The following is a 20,403-nucleotide window of genomic DNA, read 5'->3' on the forward strand; positions in this document are numbered from 1 at the left end:
GCAGCGCCGATCCCGGAGAGACGCGTCAGGCGAGGTCGCGTGCGCCAGCCACGATGCGTTGGACAGCGCTCACGCCGACGACGGCCGCCCAGAGCGTGGCGATCACGTCGGCGTGGGCCGGGAACGCAAGCCACAAGGAGTGGACGATGATCGTCTCCGTACCTTCGGCGAGCCCACCGAGGAAGCTCAACGAGCGTCCGTCGTCGCGCTGGCGACCTGTTCGCTCCGCGATCGACGAGAAGGCCAAGAACGCAGCGCCGTTGACGTAGTAGGCGAGCAGCACGGCCATGAACGGCAACCAGCTCGCGCCGTGCTGGCTCGTCGCTCCGATCGCGACACCGACCACGGTCGCGCCGTACACGGTGAAGTCGGCCGTGATGTCGAGGAAACCGCCTGCACCTGTCTCTGGGGTGTGTGCGGCTGCCCGGCGACGGCGCGCCAGAGGACCGTCGAGGCCGTCCATCGCTCTCGAGAACCACCAGAGCGCGAGCGCCCACCACCACAGGTGGCCGGCTGCGGCCGCGGCGCTGGCCAGGCCCGTGGCCAGACCGAGCAGGGTCAGCCGGTTCGGGCTCACTCGAGGGTGGTCGACGAGCCGGGCCAGATCGGCCAGGGGACGCGCGAGGACCTGCCGGGCTGCGGTGTCAAGCATGCGTGCCTGTGGCTGTCGGGGAAAGGTCTGAGGGTGGGACTGGTGCGGTGTCCTCGCCCAGGCGGCGCGGAGCGAGGCGTCGTGCCCACCACGCGCCTCCTGCGACGAGGACGAGGAGGCCGGTGATAGCACCTGCAAGACCCCACGGGTTCGTCCCGTAGGCGCCTAGTGCGGCGTACGCGAGGCTGCCTGGAAGCATCCCGACCGCACTGCCCACGACATAGTGACGCAGTCGTACTCCGGAGAGTCCCGAGGCGTAGTTGATGGCGAGGAACGGGACGAGCGGCACGAGCCGGACGATGAGGACGGCGGACAGACCGTGGTCACGTAGCAGCGTGTCGACGCGTTCGAGCCGCCCACGGATGAGTCGGTCGACCGCGTCGCGCCCGAGGACCCGGCCGAGGCCGAAGGCGATGGTTGCTCCGACCAGCGCACCAGCCAGCGACAGCCCGGCGCCGGCCCACATGCCGAAGAGAGCCCCGCCCGCCACGGTCAGCAGCCCCACAGGGCTGGGGATCGAGGCCAGGGCCGCGTAGAGCGCGAAGAACAGCAGCGGTGCCCACGCGCCTGCCGCATCGACACGTGCCCTCAGCTCGTCGACGTCAGGCGTGCCGAAGACGATGACCAGCACTCCCGCACCGAGCACGATCAAGACCAACGTGCTTGCCTTGACTACGGTGGCTCTGTTCATCGTGGTCCTCATCCCTCGAAACGATAGCTGTGCTCCTCCGGGAAGTCCCTGACCACCCCAGCGTGTTCCCGACTCGACACATTCCCTTCCCGGAGGTCCGAATCCCATGCGTTCTGCCCGACTGATCGTGCCGACCCTGCTGCTCGGTGCAGCAGTCTCGGGGTGTGCGGCTCCGAGCGCGCCGGCCGGGTCAGCCTCCGAGACGAGGTCGTGGACACAGATCACCCAGGAGGCGACGGGCCAGACCGTAGACCTGTGGATGTACGGGGGAGACCAGCAGGGCAACGCCTATGTCGACGACGTGCTCACGCCGGCCGCGGCGGAGCTCGGCGTGACGTTGAGACGCGTCCCGGTAGCGGACACCACCGACGCCATGACCCGCATCCTGGCCGAGCGGCAGGCCGGTACGCAGGACGGTGCGGTGGACCTGGTCTGGGTGAACGGCGACAGCTTCGCGACCGGCAAGCAGGCTGACGCCTGGCGCTGCGGTTGGTCCTCCGTACTCCCGAACATGACGTACGTCGCGCCGGACGACGCGCTCGTCACCGAGGACTTCGGCACGAGCGTCGACGGCTGCGAGTCCCCCTGGCACAAGGCCCAGTTCACGCTGGTCTACGACTCGGCGCGCGTCCCGGTCCCGCCGACCACCATCGACGGGGTGCTCGAGTGGGCACAGGCGAACCCGGGGCGCTTCACGTACCCGGCCCCACCCGACTTCACCGGTTCGGTCTTCGTCCGACAGGTCTTCTACAGCACAGCAGGCGGCGCCGACCAGATCCCGGCGCAGTTCGACCAGGCCGCGTACGACGCGCTCACGCCAGGCCTCTGGGACGCTCTCGACGACGTCGCGCCGTCCCTGTGGCGCGAGGGCCGGACGTACCCGTCCGATTCGGTCGCGCTCGACCGGCTCTACGCTGACGGCGAGGTCGACATGACGATGACGTACGGGCCGGCGACCCTGACGCAGCTCGTCGCCGACGGCACCTTCCCGGCGACGACGCGTGTCTTGGCGCTCGACGAGGGAACCATCGGGAACGCCAGCTTCCTGGCGATCCCGTCCTCGGCCGGTGACCCCGAGGGGGCCATGGTGGTCGCCGACCTCGCGCTCTCGCCCGAGCAGCAGGCCATCAAGGCCGACCCCGACACGTGGGGGCAGTTCACCGTGCTCGACACATCGTTGCTCAGCGCGACCGACCAGGCGCGGTTCGACGACCTCCCGGTCTCGACCGTCGTCCCGCCGTACGACGTCCTCTCGCGCGACGCAAACCCGGAGCTCGCCTCCTCGTGGGTCTCTCGTCTCGACGACGGGTGGCGCAGAACCGTTCTCGGTTCCGGGTCCTGATGCGTCGTTCCCCGAGCGCTGGCGGGCGGCCAACGACCGTCAGGCTCGGCGGCGCCCGGCTCGTGGCACCCTCGGTCGCCGTCGTCGTGGTCGTCACCGGTACCGCCCTCGGTGCCGTGCTCGCCACGAGCATCGGCCTCGTGCCTCTCGTCGGGCAGCCGCGGCTGAGCCTCGACGGTTTCACCACCGTCGCAGGCGACCTCCGCGCGGCGACCCAGGAGTCGCTGCTCACGGCAGCGGCCGCGACGGTGCTCTCCGCGACCATGGGGCTGGCCATCGCGACGCTCGTCCTGCGTTCAGGCACCCGGGCACGCCTCGTCGTCGGCCTGGCCGTGGGAGTCCTCACCGTTCCGCACCTCGTCGGCGCGACGACGACCGGGCTGCTGCTCTCGGACGTCGGCCTCGCCCAGCGGTGGCTGGGGATCCCCCCTGCGTCGTGGCCAGAGCTCGTCGGCGGACGCTGGCCCTGGGCGACCGTGCTCGAGCTCGCCTGGAAGGAGTCCGCGTTCGTCGCCCTCGTCGTGGTCGCGTCCACCGGCCGCCGCTACTCCGACCTGCGTGAGGTCGCCGCCGTCCTCGGTGCACCCCCTCGTGCGCAGTGGCGACGCGTCCTGCTGCCGCTGGCCGCACCTGCCCTCGCCTCGTCCTCCCTCATCGTCTTCGTCTACTCTCTCGGAACATACGAGGTCGCCCGACTCCTGGGCCGTGCGCACCCCGAACCCCTCCCGGTCATGGCCTACCGGCTCTTCACCGACATCGACGTCGCGGCGCGGCCCCAGGCTGCGGCGGTCGCGGTGGTCGCCACGGCGATCGCCCTCCTCGCCGTCGCAGCCGCGCTCCCTCTCCTGCGGCGACTGGGAGCCGAACGATGAGCGGACACACAGCTGCGCGCGCCGTCCGCCGTCCGCGCTCCGTCACCACGTCGGCCCTCGTCGTGCTCTGGCTGGTCGTGCCTCTCGTCCCCCTCGTCGTGTGGGCAGGCACATCACGGTGGTCAGGGACGTCCCGGCTGCCGCAGGACCTGGGGCTGCGCGGATGGGACGAGGCGCTCGACGGCGGACTGCTCCCGGCACTGGTCCGCTCAGCCGCGCTCGGTGTCGCCGTGGCGCTCGTCGCTACGCCTCTCGGGGTCATGGCAGGCCGGGCGCTGGGGTGGCACCTGCTCCGCAGGCCGGCGCTGCCGTCGGTAGTCTTGCTGGCGCCCGTCGTGCTCGCTCCGTTCGCCGTCGCGATGGGCCTCGACGTGGTCGTCTTGCGGCTCGGAGTCCCGGGGGAGGTAGCAGTGGTGCTGGTCTTGAGCGTCTTCGCGCTGCCTTATACGACGTTCACCATGCGGGCCACCTACCTCGGGGTCGACCCCGCGCTGGAGGAACAAGCGCGGGTGCTCGGGGCGAACGCGCGCCAGGCCCGGCTCCGGGTGACGCTCCCGGCGGCGTCCACCGGCGTCGTGACAGCCACCGGGCTCGCCTTTCTCGTCGGATGGAGCGACTACACCGTGACCCTGCTCATCGGTGGCGGCCAGCTCATCACTGCCCCCATGCTCATCGGCTCGTCCGCCGCCGGGTCAGGCAACGACCCCCAGACAGCGGCACTGGCGCTCGCAGCGACGATCCCTCCGGTGCTGGCGCTGGCGGTCTTTGCCTTCGCCGGTGCCCGTCGCCGCTCGGCGGCACGATCATGACGACCGCACTGGAGCTGTCCGCGATCACCTACTGTCACCCGGGCGCCGGCAGGCCGACCCTGGCGGGGATCGACCTCGACGTCCAGGACGGAGAGATGGTCGCGGTCGTGGGGCCGTCCGGCTCGGGCAAGACGACGCTGCTGAGAGTCGCCGCGGGGCTGGAGCAGCCCGAGACCGGTGACGTCCTCATCGACGGAATCAGCGTCCTCGATGTTCCCCCGGAGGGACGCGACCTCACAGTCATGTTCCAGAAGCCGCACCTCTTCCCGCACCTGAACGTCCTGGACAACATCGCCTTCGCTGACCGTCTGCGAGGGCTCAGCCGACGGCAGAGCCGGGCAGCCGCGCAGCGGTACCTCGAGCTGGTCCACCTCGGGGACCTCGGTCGGCGTCGGCCGCGCGAGCTCTCCGGCGGGCAGGAGCAGCGGGTCGCGCTCGCTCGAGGGCTCGCCGCCACCCGACGCGTCATGCTTCTCGACGAACCGTTCAGCGCGCTGGACACGAGCCTGCGGGGCGCGATGCAGCAGCTGCTCATGGAGGTGCGTGCGGCGCTCAGCCCGACGATCGTGATCGTCACCCACGACCTCGACGAGGCTGGGCTGGCCGACCGCGTCGCGGTGCTCGTCGACGGGCGCGTCGAGCAGCTCGACGCCGTAGCCCAGCTCTATGCGGCACCGAAGACCGTCGCAGTGGCACGCCTCGTCGGCGGGTTCAACGAGGTGACCGGGCACGTCTCGGCCGGGGTGCACCGCTCGGACCTGGGCTCGTTCACCCTGCCGGCGACCTGTCGGGTGGCGGGGGCAGCCATCCTGCTCGTCCGCAAGGAACGGCTCGAGCTCGTGGCCGTCGACGCTGGGTCGGCGCTCGCTGGACGTGTCGTGCAGGTACGGCAGTCGGGACCGCGCCAGGAGGTCACCGTCGAGCTCGATCCTTCGGCGACGGGACAGCGGGTCCGCCTGGACGTCGAGGTGAGGCTGGGAACCGTCCTGCGGCTCGGCGACCGGACCGGTGTGCTCGTCCCGAGCAGCGATGCGCTGTGGTCGGTCCCGTGCCCTGACGGTGAGGTGGGGGAGCGGCTCGTCGAGCTCCGCGAGCACGACGCGGGCAGGCACCAGGGCACCGGACCGACGACGCGCCTCGAGCAGGGGGAGAGGTTACGGTGAGAAGCATGCCCACCGACCACACCGACCCCAGTGACCGGCCGCGCGCCGGTGCCGACCACCCCGTCAGCCCAGACGGTCCCCGACGCCCACAGCTCGTGGTGTTCGACGTGAACGAGACTCTCTCGGACATGGGGCCGATGGCACGCCGGTTCGTGGACGTCGGCGCGCCGGCACACCTGGCGGCCACCTGGTTCGCCGGGGTGCTCCGTGACGGCTTCGCACTCGCTGCGGTCGGCACCAGCGCCTCCTTCGCTCAGATCGCTGCCGACTCGTTGGGCGTCACCCTCTACGGGCTCCCGCTCGACCGTCCGGCGCAGGCAGCGATCGAGCACATCATGGAGGGGTTCGCAGACCTGCCCGTGCACGCTGACGTGCCTGACGGTGTCCGCGCCCTCGAGGCGCTCGGGATCCGTCTGGTGACCCTGAGCAACGGGGCCGTCTCGGTTGCCGAGTCGCTGTTCGAGCGTGCTGGCATCCGGCCGTGCTTCGAGAGCCTCTTGAGCGTGGAGTCCTCTGGGCTCTGGAAGCCCGCCCGCGCTGCGTACGACGCCGCGCTGGAGCGGTGCGGCGCCGATGCTCAAGAGACGATGCTCGTCGCAGTCCACCCCTGGGACATCGACGGCGCCTCGCGAGCCGGGCTTGCTACCGCGTGGCTCAACAGGAGCGGAGCCCCCTATCCGGCACACTTCGTCGCGCCGGATCTTCAGGCGTCGTCTCTCGTCGACCTGGCCGCTCAGCTCAGCTGAGCCTGCGAGCCGGAACGATGCGTCGAGTCTCTGAGGCTCGGAGGCAGCCGATCGAGCCACGTCGACACCAGACGACAGAGCCCGCTCTGCCCTGCTGACAATGTCGGCAGGGCAGAGCGGGCTCTGGACGGCCTACGACTCAGATGTCGTAGTAGAGCTCGAACTCGTGCGGGTGGGGACGCAGACGGATCGGGTCGATCTCGTTGGTGCGCTTGTAGTCGATCCACGTCTCGATGAGGTCAGGCGTGAAGACGTCGCCGACCGTGAGGAAGTCGTGGTCGATCTCGAGGGCGTCGAGAGCCTCGCCGAGGGACGCGGGAACCTGCTGGATCGCGGCGTGCTCCTCGGGCGGGAGCTCGTAGAGGTCCTTGTCGACCGGCTCCGGCGGCTCGATGCGGTTCTTGATCCCGTCGATGCCCGCGAGGAGCTGCGCCGCGAATGCGAGGTACGGGTTCGCCGACGGGTCGGGGACGCGGAACTCGATGCGCTTGGCCTTGGGGTTGTTCCCGGTGACCGGGATACGGATGCAGGCGGAGCGGTTGCGCGCCGAGTAGACGAGGTTGACGGGCGCCTCGTAGCCGGGGACCAGGCGGTGGTAGGAGTTCACCGACGGGTTCGTGAAGGCGAGCAGCGCCGGCGCGTGCTTGAGCAGGCCACCGATGTACCAGCGAGCCATGTCAGACAGTCCGCCGTAGCCCTTCTCGTCGAAGAACAGCGGCACGCCGTCCTTCCACAGGGACTGGTGCGAGTGCATGCCGGATCCGTTGTCACCGAAGATCGGCTTCGGCATGAAGGTCGCGGACTTGCCGGCGTCCCAGGCGACGTTCTTCACGACGTACTTGAACTTCATGAGGTCGTCAGCGGAGTGCTGCAGCGTGTTGAAGCGGTAGTTGATCTCCTGCTGACCGGCGGTGCCCACCTCGTGGTGCGCACGCTCGACGTCGAGGCCGACATCGGTGAGGACTGCGCACATCTCGTCGCGCAGGTCCGCCATCTGGTCGCTGGGGGAGACCGGGAAGTAGCCGCCCTTGTAGCGGGTCTTGTAGCCGAGGTTGCCACCCTCCTCGACGCGGCCCGTGTTCCAGGCTGCTTCCTGGGAGTCGATGTGGTAGTACGACTCGTTCTGGCCCGACTTGAACCGGATGTCGTCGAAGATGTAGAACTCGGCCTCAGGGGCGAAGAAGGCGGTGTCGGCGATGCCCGTGCTGCGCAGGTAGGCCTCGGCCTTGGCTGCGACGTTGCGCGGGTCGCGGGAGTACGCCTCGTCGGTGAAGGGGTCGACGATCGAGAAGTTCACGATGAGCGTCTTGCGCTTGCGGAACGGGTCGACGTACGCCGTGGTGACGTCCGGGATGAGCTTCATGTCGGACTCGTGGATCGCCTGGAAGCCGCGGATCGACGAGCCGTCGAACATCATGCCGTCGGTGAAGGCCGACTCCTCGAACTGGGCGATCGGAATGTTGAAGTGCTGCATGATGCCGGGCAGGTCGCAGAACCGGACGTCGACGAACTCGACGCCCTCGTTCTTCGTGAAGGCGATTGCCTCATCGGCTGTGGTGAACATCCATTGCTCCTTGGTCGATGTCGCCCTGCGTACCCGGGCACCTTGAAAACTAGAGGGAGTGAGTTTCGCTCCCATGTTGCACGTGTTTCGCACGTGTTACCAATGTGTCCGCTGCGTGACACTCGTGTGACGCAACCGTCCCAACGGCTCTTCGACCCTACCGCTGGACCGCCGACGTGCGCACGTACGCTTGAGGGGTGGCATCACGAGAAGACTTTGGTTCCTGGCTCGGCGGCTCGCCGTCGGGCGACGTCGGCGGAAGAGACGAGCGGCTGGGGCTTCCTGCCTCGGGTCGCGGCTCGTTCGCGCCCGTGAGCCGGCGCCTCGGTGCGCTCGTCGTCGACTGGCTCTTGTCCATGCTCGTCGGGTACCTCTTGTTCGACGGGGCTCCGATGGCGACCCTGGGGATCTTCGCGGTGGAGAACCTCGTGCTCGTCTCGACCGCCGGCGCGACCGTCGGTCACAGGCTGTTCGGGCTCCGGGTGCGGACCGAGGGCCGTGAGGCGCTGATGATGGGCTTCCTCCGTGGAGCGATCCGCACGGTCCTGCTCGTCCTCGTCGTTCCTGCTGCCATCTGGGACGCGGACGGTCGGGGGATGCACGACAAGGCCGCGCGGACGATCATCGTCCGCTCCTGACCACAGACGGCGATTCTCGCCGGACACGACGACGGCACCGCTCGTCGTCGAGCGGTGCCGTCGTGGGGAGAACCGTGGGTGCGCTGCTCAGCGCCCGCGCATGCCCTTGCGGTCTGGCCGGGCACGGTTCGGGTCGACACCCTTGGGGATCGGCATGCGCATCTTGCCGAGTGCAGTCAGGCGCTTGCCGACCTCGCCGACCTCCGCCTTCGTGAGCTTCGGCTTGAGCTTCTGCACGTGCCGCCCGAGCTTTGCGACCGGGACCTGGCCTTCCTCAGAGCCGCACTGGACGACGATGACCGGCACCCCTGACAGGACGCGACCGAGCTTGCGCTGCTCCGCATCGAGGAGCTTCTTCACCCGGTGCGAAGGGCCCTCGCTGACGAGCAGGACGCCCGCCCGGCCGAGGCCGCGGAACACGAGGTCTTGGGTCTTCGGGTCGACGGCCACAGGTTCGTCGTCGAAGGACCAGCCACGGCGGACCGTGCCGAGCGCAGCGCGCGACGCGCCGGCCTGTCCTTCGATCTCGGCGTACTGGGCTCGCTCGGCCCGGCGCGCGAGGACGAACATCGCTGCGAGGAGAGCGAACGGGACGCCGACGACGATGAGGTAGACGACCTGGCCCCACCAGAGCCCCAGCAGCACGGCGACCGCCAGGACACCAGCAGCCGCAGCGAGCATCACCCACGGCGCCTTGCGGTCGCGCGCGTAGGTCATCTTGTACGCCTGGAAGATCTGGTGATACCAGCGGATCTTCTTCGGCTTCTTCTGCTTGGGGGCGCCCTGGGCGCCCGGCGCGACGCCCGTAGGGGTCGCGTCAGTGTTCTTGCGGGCCATGATCCTCAGTCTACGGGGGCTGGATACAGGGGATGGTGCCGGTCGCGTCCGACCGGGCCGCTCATGACCTCAGCGCGGAGACCGAGCGAGGATGGTCGACGCTTCCTGGCGTGACGACTTCGGCTCGCCGAGGTGGGCGAGCGTCGCGGGGATCTCGAGACCGCGACGCTTCATCGCCTGGCCCCAGAGTCGTCCGGCGCGGTAGGACGACCGGACCAGCGGGCCGGACATCACACCGAGGAAGCCGATGCGCTCGGCTGCGTCCGAGAGGTACACGAACTCCTCCGGCTTGACCCATCGTGAGACGGGGTGGTGTCGCACGGAGGGGCGCAGGTACTGCGTGATGGTGATGAGGTCGCACCCGGCGTCGTGCATGTCCTGGAGGGTCTCTTCCGCCTCCTCGACGGTCTCGCCCATGCCGAGGATGATGTTCGACTTCGTGACGAAGCCGGCCTCGCGGGCCTGCGTGAGCACCGAGAGGGAGCGCTCGTAGCGGAACCCGGGGCGGATCTCCTTGAAGATCCGGGGCACCGTCTCGAGGTTGTGCGCGAGCACCTCGGGCTGGGACGAGAAGACCTCTGAGAGCAGCTCAGGGATCGCGTTGAAGTCGGGGATGAGGAGCTCGACGCCGGTGCCAGGGTTGAGCGCGTGGATCTGGCGGACGGTCTCGGCGTAGAGCCATGCGCCACCGTCGGCGAGGTCGTCCCGGGCGACGCCGGTGATGGTCGAGTACTTCAGGCCCATGGCCTGGACGGACTCGGCCACGCGCCGAGGTTCGTCGGCGTCGAAGTCGTCGGGCTTGCCCGTGTCGATCTGGCAGAAGTCACAGCGACGGGTGCACTGGGAGCCACCGATGAGGAACGTCGCCTCACGGTCTTCCCAGCACTCGAAGATGTTGGGACAGCCTGCTTCTTCGCAGACGGTGTTCAGCCCTTCTTTGCGGACGAGGCTCTTGAGCTCGGTGTACTCGGGGCCCATCGTCGCGCGGGTCTTGATCCAGTCGGGCTTCTTCTCGATCGGGGTGGCGCTGTTGCGGGCCTCGACCCGCAGCATGCGTCGTCCTTCAGGTGCGATTGTCACGCGCTGTCTCCCAGTTTCGGTTCGGATCAGCCTACGTCAGCGAGGTCGCAGTTCCAGTGCTGTCTGCGGTGATGAGACGTGACGTCTGTGACAGTGCAGGTAGACGCGCCGCGAGATGGTGGCGCAGCAACGGTTCTGCGTCCAGCGGGCCGAACGGACGCCCGAGCTCGTCGCTGAGTGACGTGACGTCGGCGTCAGAGATCCCGCAGGGCACGATCGTGCCGAAGGCGCCGAGGTCGGGGTCGCAGTTGAGCGCCAGACCGTGCATGGTCACCCCGCGTGCCACGCGGACGCCGATGGCGCAGACCTTGCGCTCGAGCCTGCTCGGGGTCGCTGGGAACCAGACTCCGCTGCGCCCGTCCACGCGGACCGTGGCGAGGCCGAGGTCGGCGCACAGGTCGACGACCGCCTGCTCGAGCGCCCGCACGTACTCGACGACGTCGATCGGCTCTGCGAGCCGGACGATCGGGTAGGCGACGAGCTGCCCGGGACCGTGCCAGGTGATCTTCCCGCCGCGGTCCACGTCGATGACCGGGATGCCGTCGGCCGGGCGCTCGGCGATGCGGGTGCGGCGGCCTGCCGTGTAGACGGACGAGTGCTCGACGAGCAGGACGGTGTCAGGACGGGTCCCGTCCGCCACCTCGCCGTGGATCTCCCGCTGGAGCGCCCACGTGGTCTCGTAGTCGGCGAGGGACTCCCCGAGGCCGAGTGACAGGATCTCCATGGCTTCAGGCTAGCTCGTGGACGGCTCGATCTCTCCGGCAGAGGCGTGGACCATGGCCACCAGCAGCGTGCGGAGGCGGGTGACGTCCTCGGGGGCGAGGCCTTTGGTCGCGATCTCCTCGCCCGTCTGGGGGTCGGCGGCCTCGAGGGCCACGGTGCGTCCTGTGCCCGTGAGGTGGACCACGTGGCGGCGTGCGTCGCTCGGGCTCGCGGTCCGGGTCACGTAGCCGTGCCGCTCCAGCCGGCCGACGATCCGGCTCATCGTCTGTTCTGTCACGCCCGAGGCGTTCGCGAGCTCTCGCTGGGAGTGGTCGGAGCCGAGCAGGGCGAGCAGCACAGGCAGGCTCGCGTGGTTGAGGTCCCACGCTCCGAGGTGGGTGTTCCACTGGCGCTCGAGGTCTCGTGACACGTGGGAGAGGAGCCGACCGGTCGCCCACGACGCTGGATCGTCGTCCATCTGTCCTCCGTCCATCATTCGTGTTGCGTGCAGGCCGAGCCTCGTCAACAATACTCAGCATGCTGAGTAAAAAGAGTGGCGGCGTCCTGCGCGGCTTGATCATAGTGGCGGTCCTCGCGATCTGGTTGGGCATCGGCGGCGTCGGTGGTCAGGCTCAGGGAAAGCTGAGCTCCGTCCAGACGAACGATGCCGCGGCGTCCCTGCCGACGAGCGCAGAGTCGACCCAGGTAGGGGCGGTCTCGAGCGACTTCGTCGATACGGAGAGCCTGCCCGCGCTCGTCGTGCTCGAGACTCAGGACGGTCAGCCGCTGACCGCCGACCAGCTCGCGGCAGCTGACGCGATCGCTCAAGACATCCCTGGGCTCGCCATCCCCGGCGCCGGGCCGAGCGACCCGCAGACCCTGGCCGACGTGCTCACGTCGCCACCCGTCGTCATCCCGTCCGAGGACGGTCTCGCCGCGCTCGTGACCGTCTCCTTCGACGCAGCACGTGCAGGTGACCTGCTCGAGGACGGCGAGTCGCTCACCCCGACCGTCGTCGAGGCCGTGCGCGACGGTGTCGCCGAGCAGCTCGACGCCGCAGGCCTCGACGTGTGGGTCACCGGACCTGCCGGATTCATCGCTGACCTCGTCGTCGCGTTCGGCGGCATCGACACTGTGCTCCTGCTCGTCGCGCTCGTCGCTGTCCTCCTCATCCTCGCTGTCGTCTACCGCTCGCCGATCCTGCCGTTCATCGTCATCATCACAGCGGTCTTCGCCCTGTCGCTCGCAGGCCTTCTCGTCTACTACCTCGCGGACGCAGGCGTGCTCGTCCTCAACGGCCAGGCTCAAGGCATCCTCTCGATCCTCGTCGTCGGAGCCGCTGTCGACTACTCCTTGCTCGTCGTCGCGCGCTACCGCGAAGAGCTCAAGCACGTCCTGAGCCCGTCGACCGCTATGCGCCGAGCGCTGCGTGCCTGCTTCGAGCCGATCCTCGCGAGCGCGGGGACCGTCATCGCCGGGCTCCTGTGCCTCCTCCTCTCGGACCTGGCATCGAACCGCAGCCTGGGCCCGGTCGCGGCCATCGGCATCGCGTCCGCATTCCTCGCTGCGCTCACGTTCCTGCCGGCGCTCCTCCTCGTCGGGGGCAAGCGCTCCCGCGGCGTCTTCTGGCCCATCAAGCCCACGTTCGTCGACGGAGCCGCAGACGGCGCGGCCGACACGTCCGCCACCGTGGCGACCACGGGGCTGTGGGCGCGGGTCGCGGGCTTCGTCGCTCGGCACGACCGGCCGGTGTGGATCATCACCGCACTCGTCCTGGCCGCTGCCGCGGCCTTCGTCCCCACGCTCGATGCGAGCGGGACGGGTGACGGGGACGTGTTCCTCACCCAGGTCGACTCCGTCGACGGCGAGGAGGTGCTGGTCGAGCACTTCCCTGGAGCGAGCATCCAGCCCACCATCATCATCGCCCCCGAGGCGCAGGCCGACGAGGTTCTCGCGGCAGCCGAAGGCGTCGAGGGCGTCGAGAGCGCCGCACTCGTCGCCGAGTCCACCAGCGACGGCCGCCCGGGCGCGACAGACGCCGGACCGCCGGTCGTCGTCGACGGTTCCGTCCGGATCGACGTCGTCACGACAGACCCCGCCGACACCCAGGGGGCCGTCGCGACCGTCACGAACCTGCGCGAGGCCGTCCATGCCACGTCGTCCGAGGCGATCGTCGGAGGCGCAGCCGCCGAACGGCTCGACACGCAGGCCGCAGGTACCCGGGACCTCCAGGTCATCGTCCCCGTGGTGCTCGTGGTCGTCCTCCTCATCCTCATGCTCCTGCTGAGGTCCGTCCTGGCCGCGGTCCTCCTCATGGCCGCGAACGTCCTGTCGTTCGGAGCGGCGCTCGGCGTCTCGGCGCTGCTGTTCAACCACGTCTTCGGGTTCCCCGGCGCAGACCCGACCGTGCCGCTGTACGCGTTCTGCTTCCTCGTCGCGCTCGGGGTGGACTACACGATCTTCCTCATGACCCGGGTCCGGGAGGAGACCGTGAAGCACGGGACACGCCTCGGCGTGACTCGGGGACTCACCGTCACGGGCTCGGTCATCACCTCTGCCGGGATCGTCCTGGCCGCGACGTTCGCCGCGCTCGGCATCATCCCGCTGCTCTTCCTCGCGCAGCTCGCGTTCATCGTGTCCTTCGGGGTGCTGCTCGACACGATCGTCGTCCGGTCGCTCCTCGTCCCGGCGCTCGTCCACGACCTCGGTCCGGTGGTGTGGTGGCCGTCCAAGCTGGCGCGCGAAGACGCTCCAGGCGCTGAGCCTGCCGTGGCGGTTAGTGTGGACTGATGACACAGCCCCGCACTCCCGACCCTGCCGGTTCCTCGACCTCTGGGGACGATCGCCCCGTCGGCTCTGGGCTCCGCGTGGGCCTGGTCGGGTACGGCGGGTCGGGCCGAGGGATCCACGCCCGTCTCGTTCGCGAGGCGGGCGGGCGAGTGACCGACATCGTGGTGCGCTCGCCCGAGCGCGTCGCCCAGGCCGAAAAGGACTGGCCGGATGCTGTCGTCCACGAGGATCTGGGCTCGCTCGTGGCTGCCCGGGACCGCTACGACCTCATGGTCGTCGCGAGCCCGTCGCCCCTCCACGAAGACCACGTCGGACAAGCCCTCGTCGCCGGGATCCCGGTGCTCGTCGACAAGCCAGCGGCGCTCGACGCGGACAGCGGACAGGCTCTGGTGGACCTTGCCGCGAGCACCGGGACCCCGTACACGGTGTTCCAGAACCGACGGTGGGACCCGGAGCAGCTGACGCTCCGCGCAGTCCTGCGCGCCGGTGATCTCGGGACGGTGCACCGCTTCGAGCGCAGGTGGGAGCGGTGGCGCCCGGTGCCGCAGGACCGGTGGAAGGAGAACGACCCGGTGGGTGGCGGTCTGCTGCTCGATCTCGGGACGCACCTCGTCGACTCGGCCACGCAGCTCTTCGGTCCTGTCGAGTCCGTGTACGCCGAGCTCCGTTCGCTCACCACCCCCGCAGAGGACGACGTCTTCCTGTCGCTGTTCCACGCGCCGCAGAGCCCGGGAGGGCTAGGCGTCATCAGTCATCTCTCAGCAGGAGCGGTGGTGGGTGCGCCGGGGCCGCGGACCCGCGTGCTGGGCAGCCGAGGCGCCTACGTCGTGACGACGTTCGAAGCAGAGTCGTCCCCGTTCGGCGAGATGGACACCGATGCTCCCGAGGGGGCTGAGGGATGGTTGGCGCACGGCAGCGAACGCACCCCGGTACCGAGCGCGCCCGGAGGGCACGGTGACTTCTACCCGGCCGTCGAACGGTGGCTCCACGAGTCGGGGCCTGTGCCGGTCGACCCCGCGGACACCGTCGCCACCGCCCGCGTGCTCGACGCGGCCCGGCGCAGCGCAGCCACGGGGGAGCGCGTGCAGCTCTGACGCTGTGGAAAACGCCCGGTGACGTCCGCGGTGCTGTGAGATGGACACATGCAGACCCTGCTCACCGATCCGCGACGTGCTGCGCTCGTGCGCGCCGGCTACGCGGTCGACGACGCTCTGACCGGGGCCACCACCCCTGTCGTCGTCAGAGGCGAGCAGCGGTCGTCGCTCACCGTCGTCCCGCTCGCGGACGACGCGGCCCGCGCGCGCTGCTCCGCACACCTGGCACGGTGGCGCACGGTCGACGACCCAGGGGTCCAACCGCTCGACGACGCGGTCGACCTCGTTGACGCGGTCGCGCTCCTGCGTCCTGTCGCCGCTGTGACGCTCGCCGAGCTCGTGTCGCAGCAAGGACGGCTCTCCGCAGGCCAGGCGAGCACCCTGCTCGTGGTGCTGGGCAGGGCGCTCGCGCGACTGCATGCCGATGGGGTCGTCTACGGGCCGATGAGCGTGGACGACGTGGTCCTCGTCGACGGACAGCCGCGACTTGTCGTCCCGTCTCCGCAGCCCCGGGCCGCACACACGTTGCCCGCATCGCCCGCCGAGGACGCCTACCACCTGGCAGCACTTGCCGACTCCGTGATCGTCGACGCCTACGGCCCCGGAGCGTCGGCTCGTCCCGCGGCAGCGCTGCGTGCTCTGAAGAGGACGATCACCAGCGCCCTCGGTGACGCGCAGTCCCGACCTGGCGTCGGCACCCTTGCCTCGCTCAGCCACGACATCGCAGCATGTCAGCCGCTCGTGGTCGTCAGCCCGCCCTCCGACGGTGCCCGCGACGAGCTGCACGCCGAACACCCCCGTGGACGCCGGTCGCACGTGCGCGCCCGGTATCTCGCCGGGGGAGCGGTCCTCGCTGTCGTGGCCACGATGGCTGGTGCGTGGTGGATGGGCGTCGGTCGGCCTCTGGACGAACGAGAACCGCTCGTGGCGTCGCGCACCGAAGCAGTGGACTCCGCTGCTGAGGATGCCGCCGTGAGAGACGTCCCACCGGCCGACGATCCCACGCCCGACAGCTCGGCGGACGACCCTGCAGAGGCGGCCGCGACGTTGACCGAAGGTCGGTTCGACCTCATCGCCCGTCTGACGGCCGCCGACCCAGACATCGATGCTCGTGCGTGGACAGACATCACGGCGCCGGGTTCGCCTGCGCAGGCTCAGGCTCTCGATCTCGTCGGCGAGCTCGTCGCGGCCGGATCGTCCCTCACCGGCTTGTCGGCGACGGTGAGCTCCGCGGAGCTGCTCGAGAGCGACGGTGCGAGCGCCCGCGTCCAGATCGTCTATACGACGAGCGAGTACGCGGTGCGACGGGCAGGCCTGCGGTCCGTGGTGCCTGCGAGCGGACCGCAGGGTGCGGTGCTCCTCCTCGTCCTGACCGACGACGGGTGGCGTGTCTCTGCAGTGACCGAGGACGAGCCTGAGGCGCTCGCCTAGTTGTTCTGTGTCATGACGTTGGTGACACGTGCTGGCATGCGTGAGGCTGGGGGTCGGTCACCGATTGCAGTATGGGGTCGATGGTAGTTGTAGTGGATGTTCCAGACGGTGATCGCGTTGGCCCGCTGTGTCTCTGAGGTCCATTCGGTGGCGTAGAGGAGCTCTTCGGCGAGCGTGCGGTTGTAACGTTCGACCTTGCCGTTGTGCTTGGGCGTGTGGGGGCGGATGCGCTGGTGGCGGGCGGCGGTGCCCGCGATGGTGCGGTGGAAGTCGCGGGCGCGGTAGTTCGACCCGTTGTCGGTCACGACGCGGGTGAACCGGGTGATTCCGTGGGCGGTGAAGAACGCCCTCGCGCGGGCCCAGAACGCGATCGTGGTGACTGCTTTCTCGTCGGGCAGGGCCTCGGTGTAGGCCAGGCGGGAGAACCCGTCGACGGCCGAGTGCAGGTAGACGTATCCGGCTCTGGCGCCCCTGGTCTTGGCCCGGTCAACGGCCTTGGCTGCCTCGGATCCGCGGCCGTGAGCCCGCCAGCCGCCACCGTCGGGGATCCGCCCGACCTTCTTGACGTCCAGGTGGACCATGTGGCCGGGATACCTGGCCACGATCTTCTTGATGACTCGGTTGCTCGCGCCGGTGGGGTCGATGTCCCGGCGCCGGGAGATCCCCAACCGGCGCAACCAGCGGGCGACGGTCACGGGCGCGATCTGATGACCCTCACGGACCAGCTCGAGATGAATCTGTCGGGCCGTCCACTTGTGGGTGCGGCGCAGTTCCTCGATCCGTACGACCACCTCGGGCGGGGTCTGGGTCGGGGACGAGTGCGGGGCGCTGGACCGGTCGACCAGACCGACCTCCCCGACGGCTTCGTAGCGGCGCAACCACTTCGTCACCGTCTGGCGGGCGACGCCCGCCTCGGCCGCGACGTGAGCGATCGGACGGTACTCGCAGCGCTGCACCAGGCGCAGTCTTCCGGCTGGGGTCAACGGGGCATTAGCGTGGGTCATGAGGGGTAGGTCCTTCAAGCAGGCGGATGTAGGAGTACTTCCATCCTGCAAGACCGGGACCTACCCCTTCCTCACGCCCACACTCCCCGGCATGTCACCAACGTCATGACCCACAACACCTAGTGGTGCGCCACGCCCCCGGTCAGGACCGCGGTCGGAGCCAGGACGCGGCAGCGTCGAAGGTCGGGTGAGAGAAACGAAACCCCGACTGCATGAGGGCTGCTGGCACGACTCGTTGCGACCCGAGGATCTCTGAGGAGAAGTCGCCGAGCGCGATCTTGAGGGCGAACGCCGGGACAGGAAGGATCGTGGGGCGGTGGAACGCTGCACCGAGCGCAGCCATGATCGCGGCGTTCCGTGCCGGCTCCGGCGCAGTGAGGTTGACGGGGCCGCTCACCGGGGCGGCGATGAGGTGGCGCAGAGCACGCACCTCGTCCTCGAGCGTGATCCAGCTCCAGAACTGCTTGCCGGACCCGAGCCGACCACCGAGACCGAGCCGCACGAGCGGGAGCTGCTTGGCGAGCGCGCCGCCTGTCGGTGACATGACGATCCCCGACCGGGCGAGCGCGACGCGCACGCCCGCCTCGCTGGCGACGGTCGTGGCGGCCTCCCACTGCTCGACGACATCTGCGAGGAAGCCGTCGCCACGCGCGGACGTCTCGGTGAGGACCTCGTCGCCACGCTCCCCGTAGATCCCGATGGCTGACGCCTGGACGAGCACAGGAGCAGGATGCTCGATCACGCTCAGGGCCTGAGCGAGGAGGGAGGTCGTCGAGACGCGCGAGTCGAGGATGGTCGTGCGGTAAGACTCGGTCCAGCGGTGGTCCGCGACACCTGCACCCGCAAGATTGACGACCGCGTCTGCGCCGTCGAGGGCGTCAGACGGAAGATGACCACCTGCGGGGTCCCACGACGTCTGCGAGGCGGTCGTCGCAGGTCCGCGCACGAGCGTGCGCACCGTGTGGCCGTCGGCGCGCAGCGCACGGACGAGAGCAGTCCCGATGAGACCGCTGGATCCGGCGACGACGATGGTCTGGCGACTGTCCACGAGCTCAGGCATGCCGCAAGCGTAGTCGCTGGTCGGCCTGCCTGCCCGGGCGCGGCCGAGACTCTCAGACGACGCAGGGCCCGCGACCAACGGTCACGGGCCCTGCGTTCCGGGTGGTGCCCGGATGTTCTGCTCAGTGATCGCTCACTGGCTTCCTACCGATCGGTCAGAGACCGACCTCCGACTCGAACGCACCTTCTTCGATGCGGTTCTTGATCGCGACGAGGAAGCGCGAGGCGTCCGCACCGTCGACCAGGCGGTGGTCGTAGGAGAGGGAGAGGTAGCAGATAGACCGGACAGCGATGACTTCTTCGCCGTCCGCGCCCTTGATGACGGCCGGGCGCTTGACGATCGTCCCGGTCGCGAGGATCGCCGAGGTGCCTCCGGGGACGATCGGCGTGTCGATGAGCGCGCCGCCGGAGCCGGTGTTGGTGATCGTGAACGTCCCGCCGCCGAGCTCGTCCGGAGTGACCTTGTTGTCGCGGGTCCGCGTCGCGAGATCGACGATCTTGCGGGCGATACCAGCGAGGTTGAGGTCGCCCGCGTCGCGGATGACGGGAACGAGCAGACCACGCGGGGTGTCGACGGCGATGCCGACGTTCTCCTGGCCGTGGTAGGTGATCGTGTCACCCTCGAGCACTCCGTTGACCTTCGGGAACGCCTTGAGCGCCTCGACAGCGGCGAGCGTGAAGAACGGCAGGAACGTGAGGTTTGCACCTTCGCGCGCCTTGAACGTCTCCTTCGCCTTCGCACGCAGACGAGCGATGCGCGTGACGTCGACCTCGACCACCGTGGTGAGCTGGGCCTGGGAGTGCAGTGCGTCGACCATGCGCTCCGCGATGATCTTGCGGAGCCGGCTCGCCTTCTCCGTGGTGCCGCGAAGCGGAGAGACGTCGGGGATGCTCGCGGCCTTGGCCGGAGCCGTCGAAGCAGGGGCCGCGGCGGCCGTCGTCTGTGCGGACTTAGCATCCGCAGCCTTCTGGGCAGCCTCGAGCACGTCTTCCTTGCGGATGCGTCCGCCTACTCCTGTGCCGGTGAGAGCCGAGACGTCGACGCCCTTCTCCGCGGCGAGCTTGCGCACGAGCGGGGTGAGGTAGGAGGTGCCCCCACCAGAGGTCGCAGCAGCCGGTGCCTTCGGTGCCGGTGCAGCTGCGGCCGGGGATGCTGCTGGTGCCTCAGGCTTTGCGGGTGCGGGTGCGGGTGCAGGCGTCGGTGCAGGCGCGGGTGCAGCAGGTTCTGCTGGTGCGGCCGCGACGGGTGCGGGTGCGGCGGGCGCCTCGGCAGGCTTCTCTGGCGCAGCGGCGGCTGCCGGTGCGTCTGAACCGATGATCGCGAGGACGGTTCCGACCTCGACGGTCTCGTCCTCTTGCACGAGGATCTGCTGGACGATGCCAGCGACGGGCGACGGAACCTCGGTGTCGACCTTGTCGGTGGACACCTCGAGCAGCGGCTCGTCGACCTCGACGGCCTCACCGACCTGCTTGAGCCACCGGGTGACTGTGCCTTCCGTGACGGACTCGCCGAGGGCGGGGAGCGTGATCTCTTCTCCGTCCGAGGTACCGCTCGGAGCCGCGCTCGGCGCTGGCGCCGCAGGCGCGCTCTCCACCGCGGGAGCTGGTGCTGCGGGGGCTGCCGGTGCCGGGGCAGGCTCCGGCTCGGCGGCGGCAGGAGCAGGCTCCGGCGTCGCTGCGCTCTCTCCGGACCCGATCACGGCGAGCGGGGCTCCGACCTCGACGGTCTCGTCCTCCTCGACGAGGATCTTCTCGAGGATCCCGGCGAACGGTGACGGGATCTCCGTGTCGACCTTGTCGGTCGACACCTCGAGCAAGGGCTCGTCGAGCGCGACCTCGTCGCCCACAGCCTTGAGCCAGCGTGTAACGGTTCCTTCGGTGACTGATTCGCCCAGTGCGGGCATCTGCACGTTGTCAGACATGACCTCT

19 protein-coding genes are annotated in these 20,403 nt (G+C 69.5%); 9 read left to right on the forward strand and 10 right to left on the reverse strand.

The window, feature by feature from the left end; all coding sequences use genetic code 11:
• Nucleotides 1-25: 25 nt before the first annotated feature.
• Both ATL42_RS03560 and ATL42_RS03565 read right to left on the reverse strand, forming a co-directional pair.
• Nucleotides 26-652: a CDP-alcohol phosphatidyltransferase family protein gene (locus ATL42_RS03560; protein ID WP_098454176.1), complete on the reverse strand. Its 627-nt coding sequence runs from the start codon at nt 650-652 to the stop codon at nt 26-28.
• Entirely contained in the window at nt 645-1,343 is a 699-nt protein-coding gene (locus tag ATL42_RS03565; RefSeq protein WP_169925329.1) for a TVP38/TMEM64 family protein, read from the reverse strand. Before ATL42_RS03565 ends, ATL42_RS03560 begins: the two co-directional genes overlap by 8 nt.
• A 106-nt stretch (nt 1,344-1,449) precedes the next feature.
• Between ATL42_RS03565 and ATL42_RS03570 the strand changes: the two genes are divergently transcribed.
• Genes ATL42_RS03570 through ATL42_RS03590 form a run of 5 tightly spaced genes read left to right on the forward strand, consistent with a single transcriptional unit; the run spans nt 1,450 to nt 6,275 of the window.
• Nucleotides 1,450-2,685 (forward strand): ABC transporter substrate-binding protein, encoded by a 1,236-nt coding sequence (locus ATL42_RS03570; protein ID WP_098454178.1) that lies wholly within the window; start codon nt 1,450-1,452, stop codon nt 2,683-2,685.
• Nucleotides 2,685-3,557 (forward strand): ABC transporter permease subunit, encoded by an 873-nt coding sequence (locus ATL42_RS03575; RefSeq protein WP_098456296.1) that lies wholly within the window; start codon nt 2,685-2,687, stop codon nt 3,555-3,557. The genes ATL42_RS03570 and ATL42_RS03575 overlap by 1 nt, the downstream gene beginning before the upstream one ends.
• Nucleotides 3,554-4,366 (forward strand): ABC transporter permease, encoded by an 813-nt coding sequence (locus ATL42_RS03580; protein WP_098454179.1) that lies wholly within the window; start codon nt 3,554-3,556, stop codon nt 4,364-4,366. The genes ATL42_RS03575 and ATL42_RS03580 overlap by 4 nt, the downstream gene beginning before the upstream one ends.
• Entirely contained in the window at nt 4,363-5,529 is a 1,167-nt protein-coding gene (locus ATL42_RS03585) for an ABC transporter ATP-binding protein (protein ID WP_098454180.1), read from the forward strand. The genes ATL42_RS03580 and ATL42_RS03585 overlap by 4 nt, the downstream gene beginning before the upstream one ends.
• Before the next feature lie 5 nt (nt 5,530-5,534).
• Complete coding sequence (locus ATL42_RS03590; protein ID WP_098454181.1) at nt 5,535-6,275, forward strand: haloacid dehalogenase type II; 741 nt, start codon at nt 5,535-5,537, stop codon at nt 6,273-6,275.
• A gap of 139 nt (nt 6,276-6,414) precedes the next feature.
• On the opposite strand, the gene glnA is transcribed toward ATL42_RS03590, so the two are convergent.
• Nucleotides 6,415-7,839: a type I glutamate--ammonia ligase gene (gene glnA / locus ATL42_RS03595; RefSeq protein ID WP_098454182.1), complete on the reverse strand. Its 1,425-nt coding sequence runs from the start codon at nt 7,837-7,839 to the stop codon at nt 6,415-6,417.
• 197 nt (nt 7,840-8,036) lie between these two features.
• Between glnA and ATL42_RS03600 the strand changes: the two genes are divergently transcribed.
• Nucleotides 8,037-8,477, forward strand: a complete 441-nt coding sequence (locus tag ATL42_RS03600) for an RDD family protein (RefSeq protein WP_098454183.1) — start codon at nt 8,037-8,039, stop codon at nt 8,475-8,477.
• An 87-nt stretch (nt 8,478-8,564) separates the two neighbouring features.
• Here ATL42_RS03600 and ATL42_RS03605 read toward each other — a convergent pair whose 3' ends face one another.
• The 4 genes from ATL42_RS03605 to ATL42_RS03620 form a co-directional block, all read right to left on the reverse strand.
• The gene (locus ATL42_RS03605; protein WP_098454184.1) at nt 8,565-9,314 is read right to left on the reverse strand and encodes a DUF4191 domain-containing protein; all 750 of its coding nucleotides are present in this window, start codon (nt 9,312-9,314) and stop codon (nt 8,565-8,567) included.
• Between the two features lie 69 nt (nt 9,315-9,383).
• Nucleotides 9,384-10,394 carry a lipoyl synthase gene (gene lipA, locus ATL42_RS03610; RefSeq protein WP_098454185.1) on the reverse strand — a complete coding sequence of 337 codons (1,011 nt, stop codon included), beginning with the start codon at nt 10,392-10,394 and terminating at the stop codon, nt 9,384-9,386.
• A 31-nt stretch (nt 10,395-10,425) separates the two neighbouring features.
• Nucleotides 10,426-11,118, reverse strand: coding sequence for a lipoyl(octanoyl) transferase LipB (gene lipB, locus ATL42_RS03615; protein WP_098454186.1), 693 nt, complete (start codon nt 11,116-11,118; stop codon nt 10,426-10,428).
• Between the two features lie 9 nt (nt 11,119-11,127).
• Nucleotides 11,128-11,574 (reverse strand): MarR family winged helix-turn-helix transcriptional regulator, encoded by a 447-nt coding sequence (locus ATL42_RS03620; protein ID WP_098456297.1) that lies wholly within the window; start codon nt 11,572-11,574, stop codon nt 11,128-11,130.
• A gap of 59 nt (nt 11,575-11,633) precedes the next feature.
• On the opposite strand from ATL42_RS03620, the gene ATL42_RS03625 reads away from it, so the two are divergent.
• The 3 genes from ATL42_RS03625 to ATL42_RS03635 are packed head-to-tail and all read left to right on the forward strand — an operon-like array spanning nt 11,634 to nt 16,411.
• Nucleotides 11,634-13,886: an MMPL family transporter gene (locus tag ATL42_RS03625; protein ID WP_098454187.1), complete on the forward strand. Its 2,253-nt coding sequence runs from the start codon at nt 11,634-11,636 to the stop codon at nt 13,884-13,886.
• A complete protein-coding gene (locus tag ATL42_RS03630) occupies nt 13,886-14,980 on the forward strand; it encodes a Gfo/Idh/MocA family protein (protein ID WP_098454188.1) in 1,095 nt (364 codons plus the stop codon). The genes ATL42_RS03625 and ATL42_RS03630 overlap by 1 nt, the downstream gene beginning before the upstream one ends.
• 48 nt (nt 14,981-15,028) lie before the next feature.
• Nucleotides 15,029-16,411, forward strand: a complete 1,383-nt coding sequence (locus tag ATL42_RS03635; protein ID WP_098454189.1) for a hypothetical protein — start codon at nt 15,029-15,031, stop codon at nt 16,409-16,411.
• Here ATL42_RS03635 and ATL42_RS03640 read toward each other — a convergent pair.
• The 3 genes from ATL42_RS03640 to sucB all read right to left on the reverse strand — a co-directional run bounded on the left by ATL42_RS03640 (nt 16,408) and on the right by sucB (nt 20,396).
• The gene (locus ATL42_RS03640; RefSeq protein WP_098454190.1) at nt 16,408-17,415 is read right to left on the reverse strand and encodes an IS481 family transposase; all 1,008 of its coding nucleotides are present in this window, start codon (nt 17,413-17,415) and stop codon (nt 16,408-16,410) included. The two genes, ATL42_RS03635 and ATL42_RS03640, sit on opposite strands and share 4 nt — an antisense overlap.
• A 142-nt stretch (nt 17,416-17,557) precedes the next feature.
• Nucleotides 17,558-18,475: a TIGR01777 family oxidoreductase gene (locus ATL42_RS03645; protein WP_098454191.1), complete on the reverse strand. Its 918-nt coding sequence runs from the start codon at nt 18,473-18,475 to the stop codon at nt 17,558-17,560.
• A 154-nt stretch (nt 18,476-18,629) separates the two neighbouring features.
• Nucleotides 18,630-20,396, reverse strand: coding sequence for a 2-oxoglutarate dehydrogenase, E2 component, dihydrolipoamide succinyltransferase (gene sucB / locus ATL42_RS03650; protein WP_098454192.1), 1,767 nt, complete (start codon nt 20,394-20,396; stop codon nt 18,630-18,632).
• Between the last annotated feature and the right edge of the window lie 7 nt (nt 20,397-20,403).

It is taken from the genome of Sanguibacter antarcticus (genome assembly GCF_002564005.1).
GTDB classification, from domain to species: Bacteria; Actinomycetota; Actinomycetes; order Actinomycetales; family Cellulomonadaceae; genus Sanguibacter; species Sanguibacter antarcticus.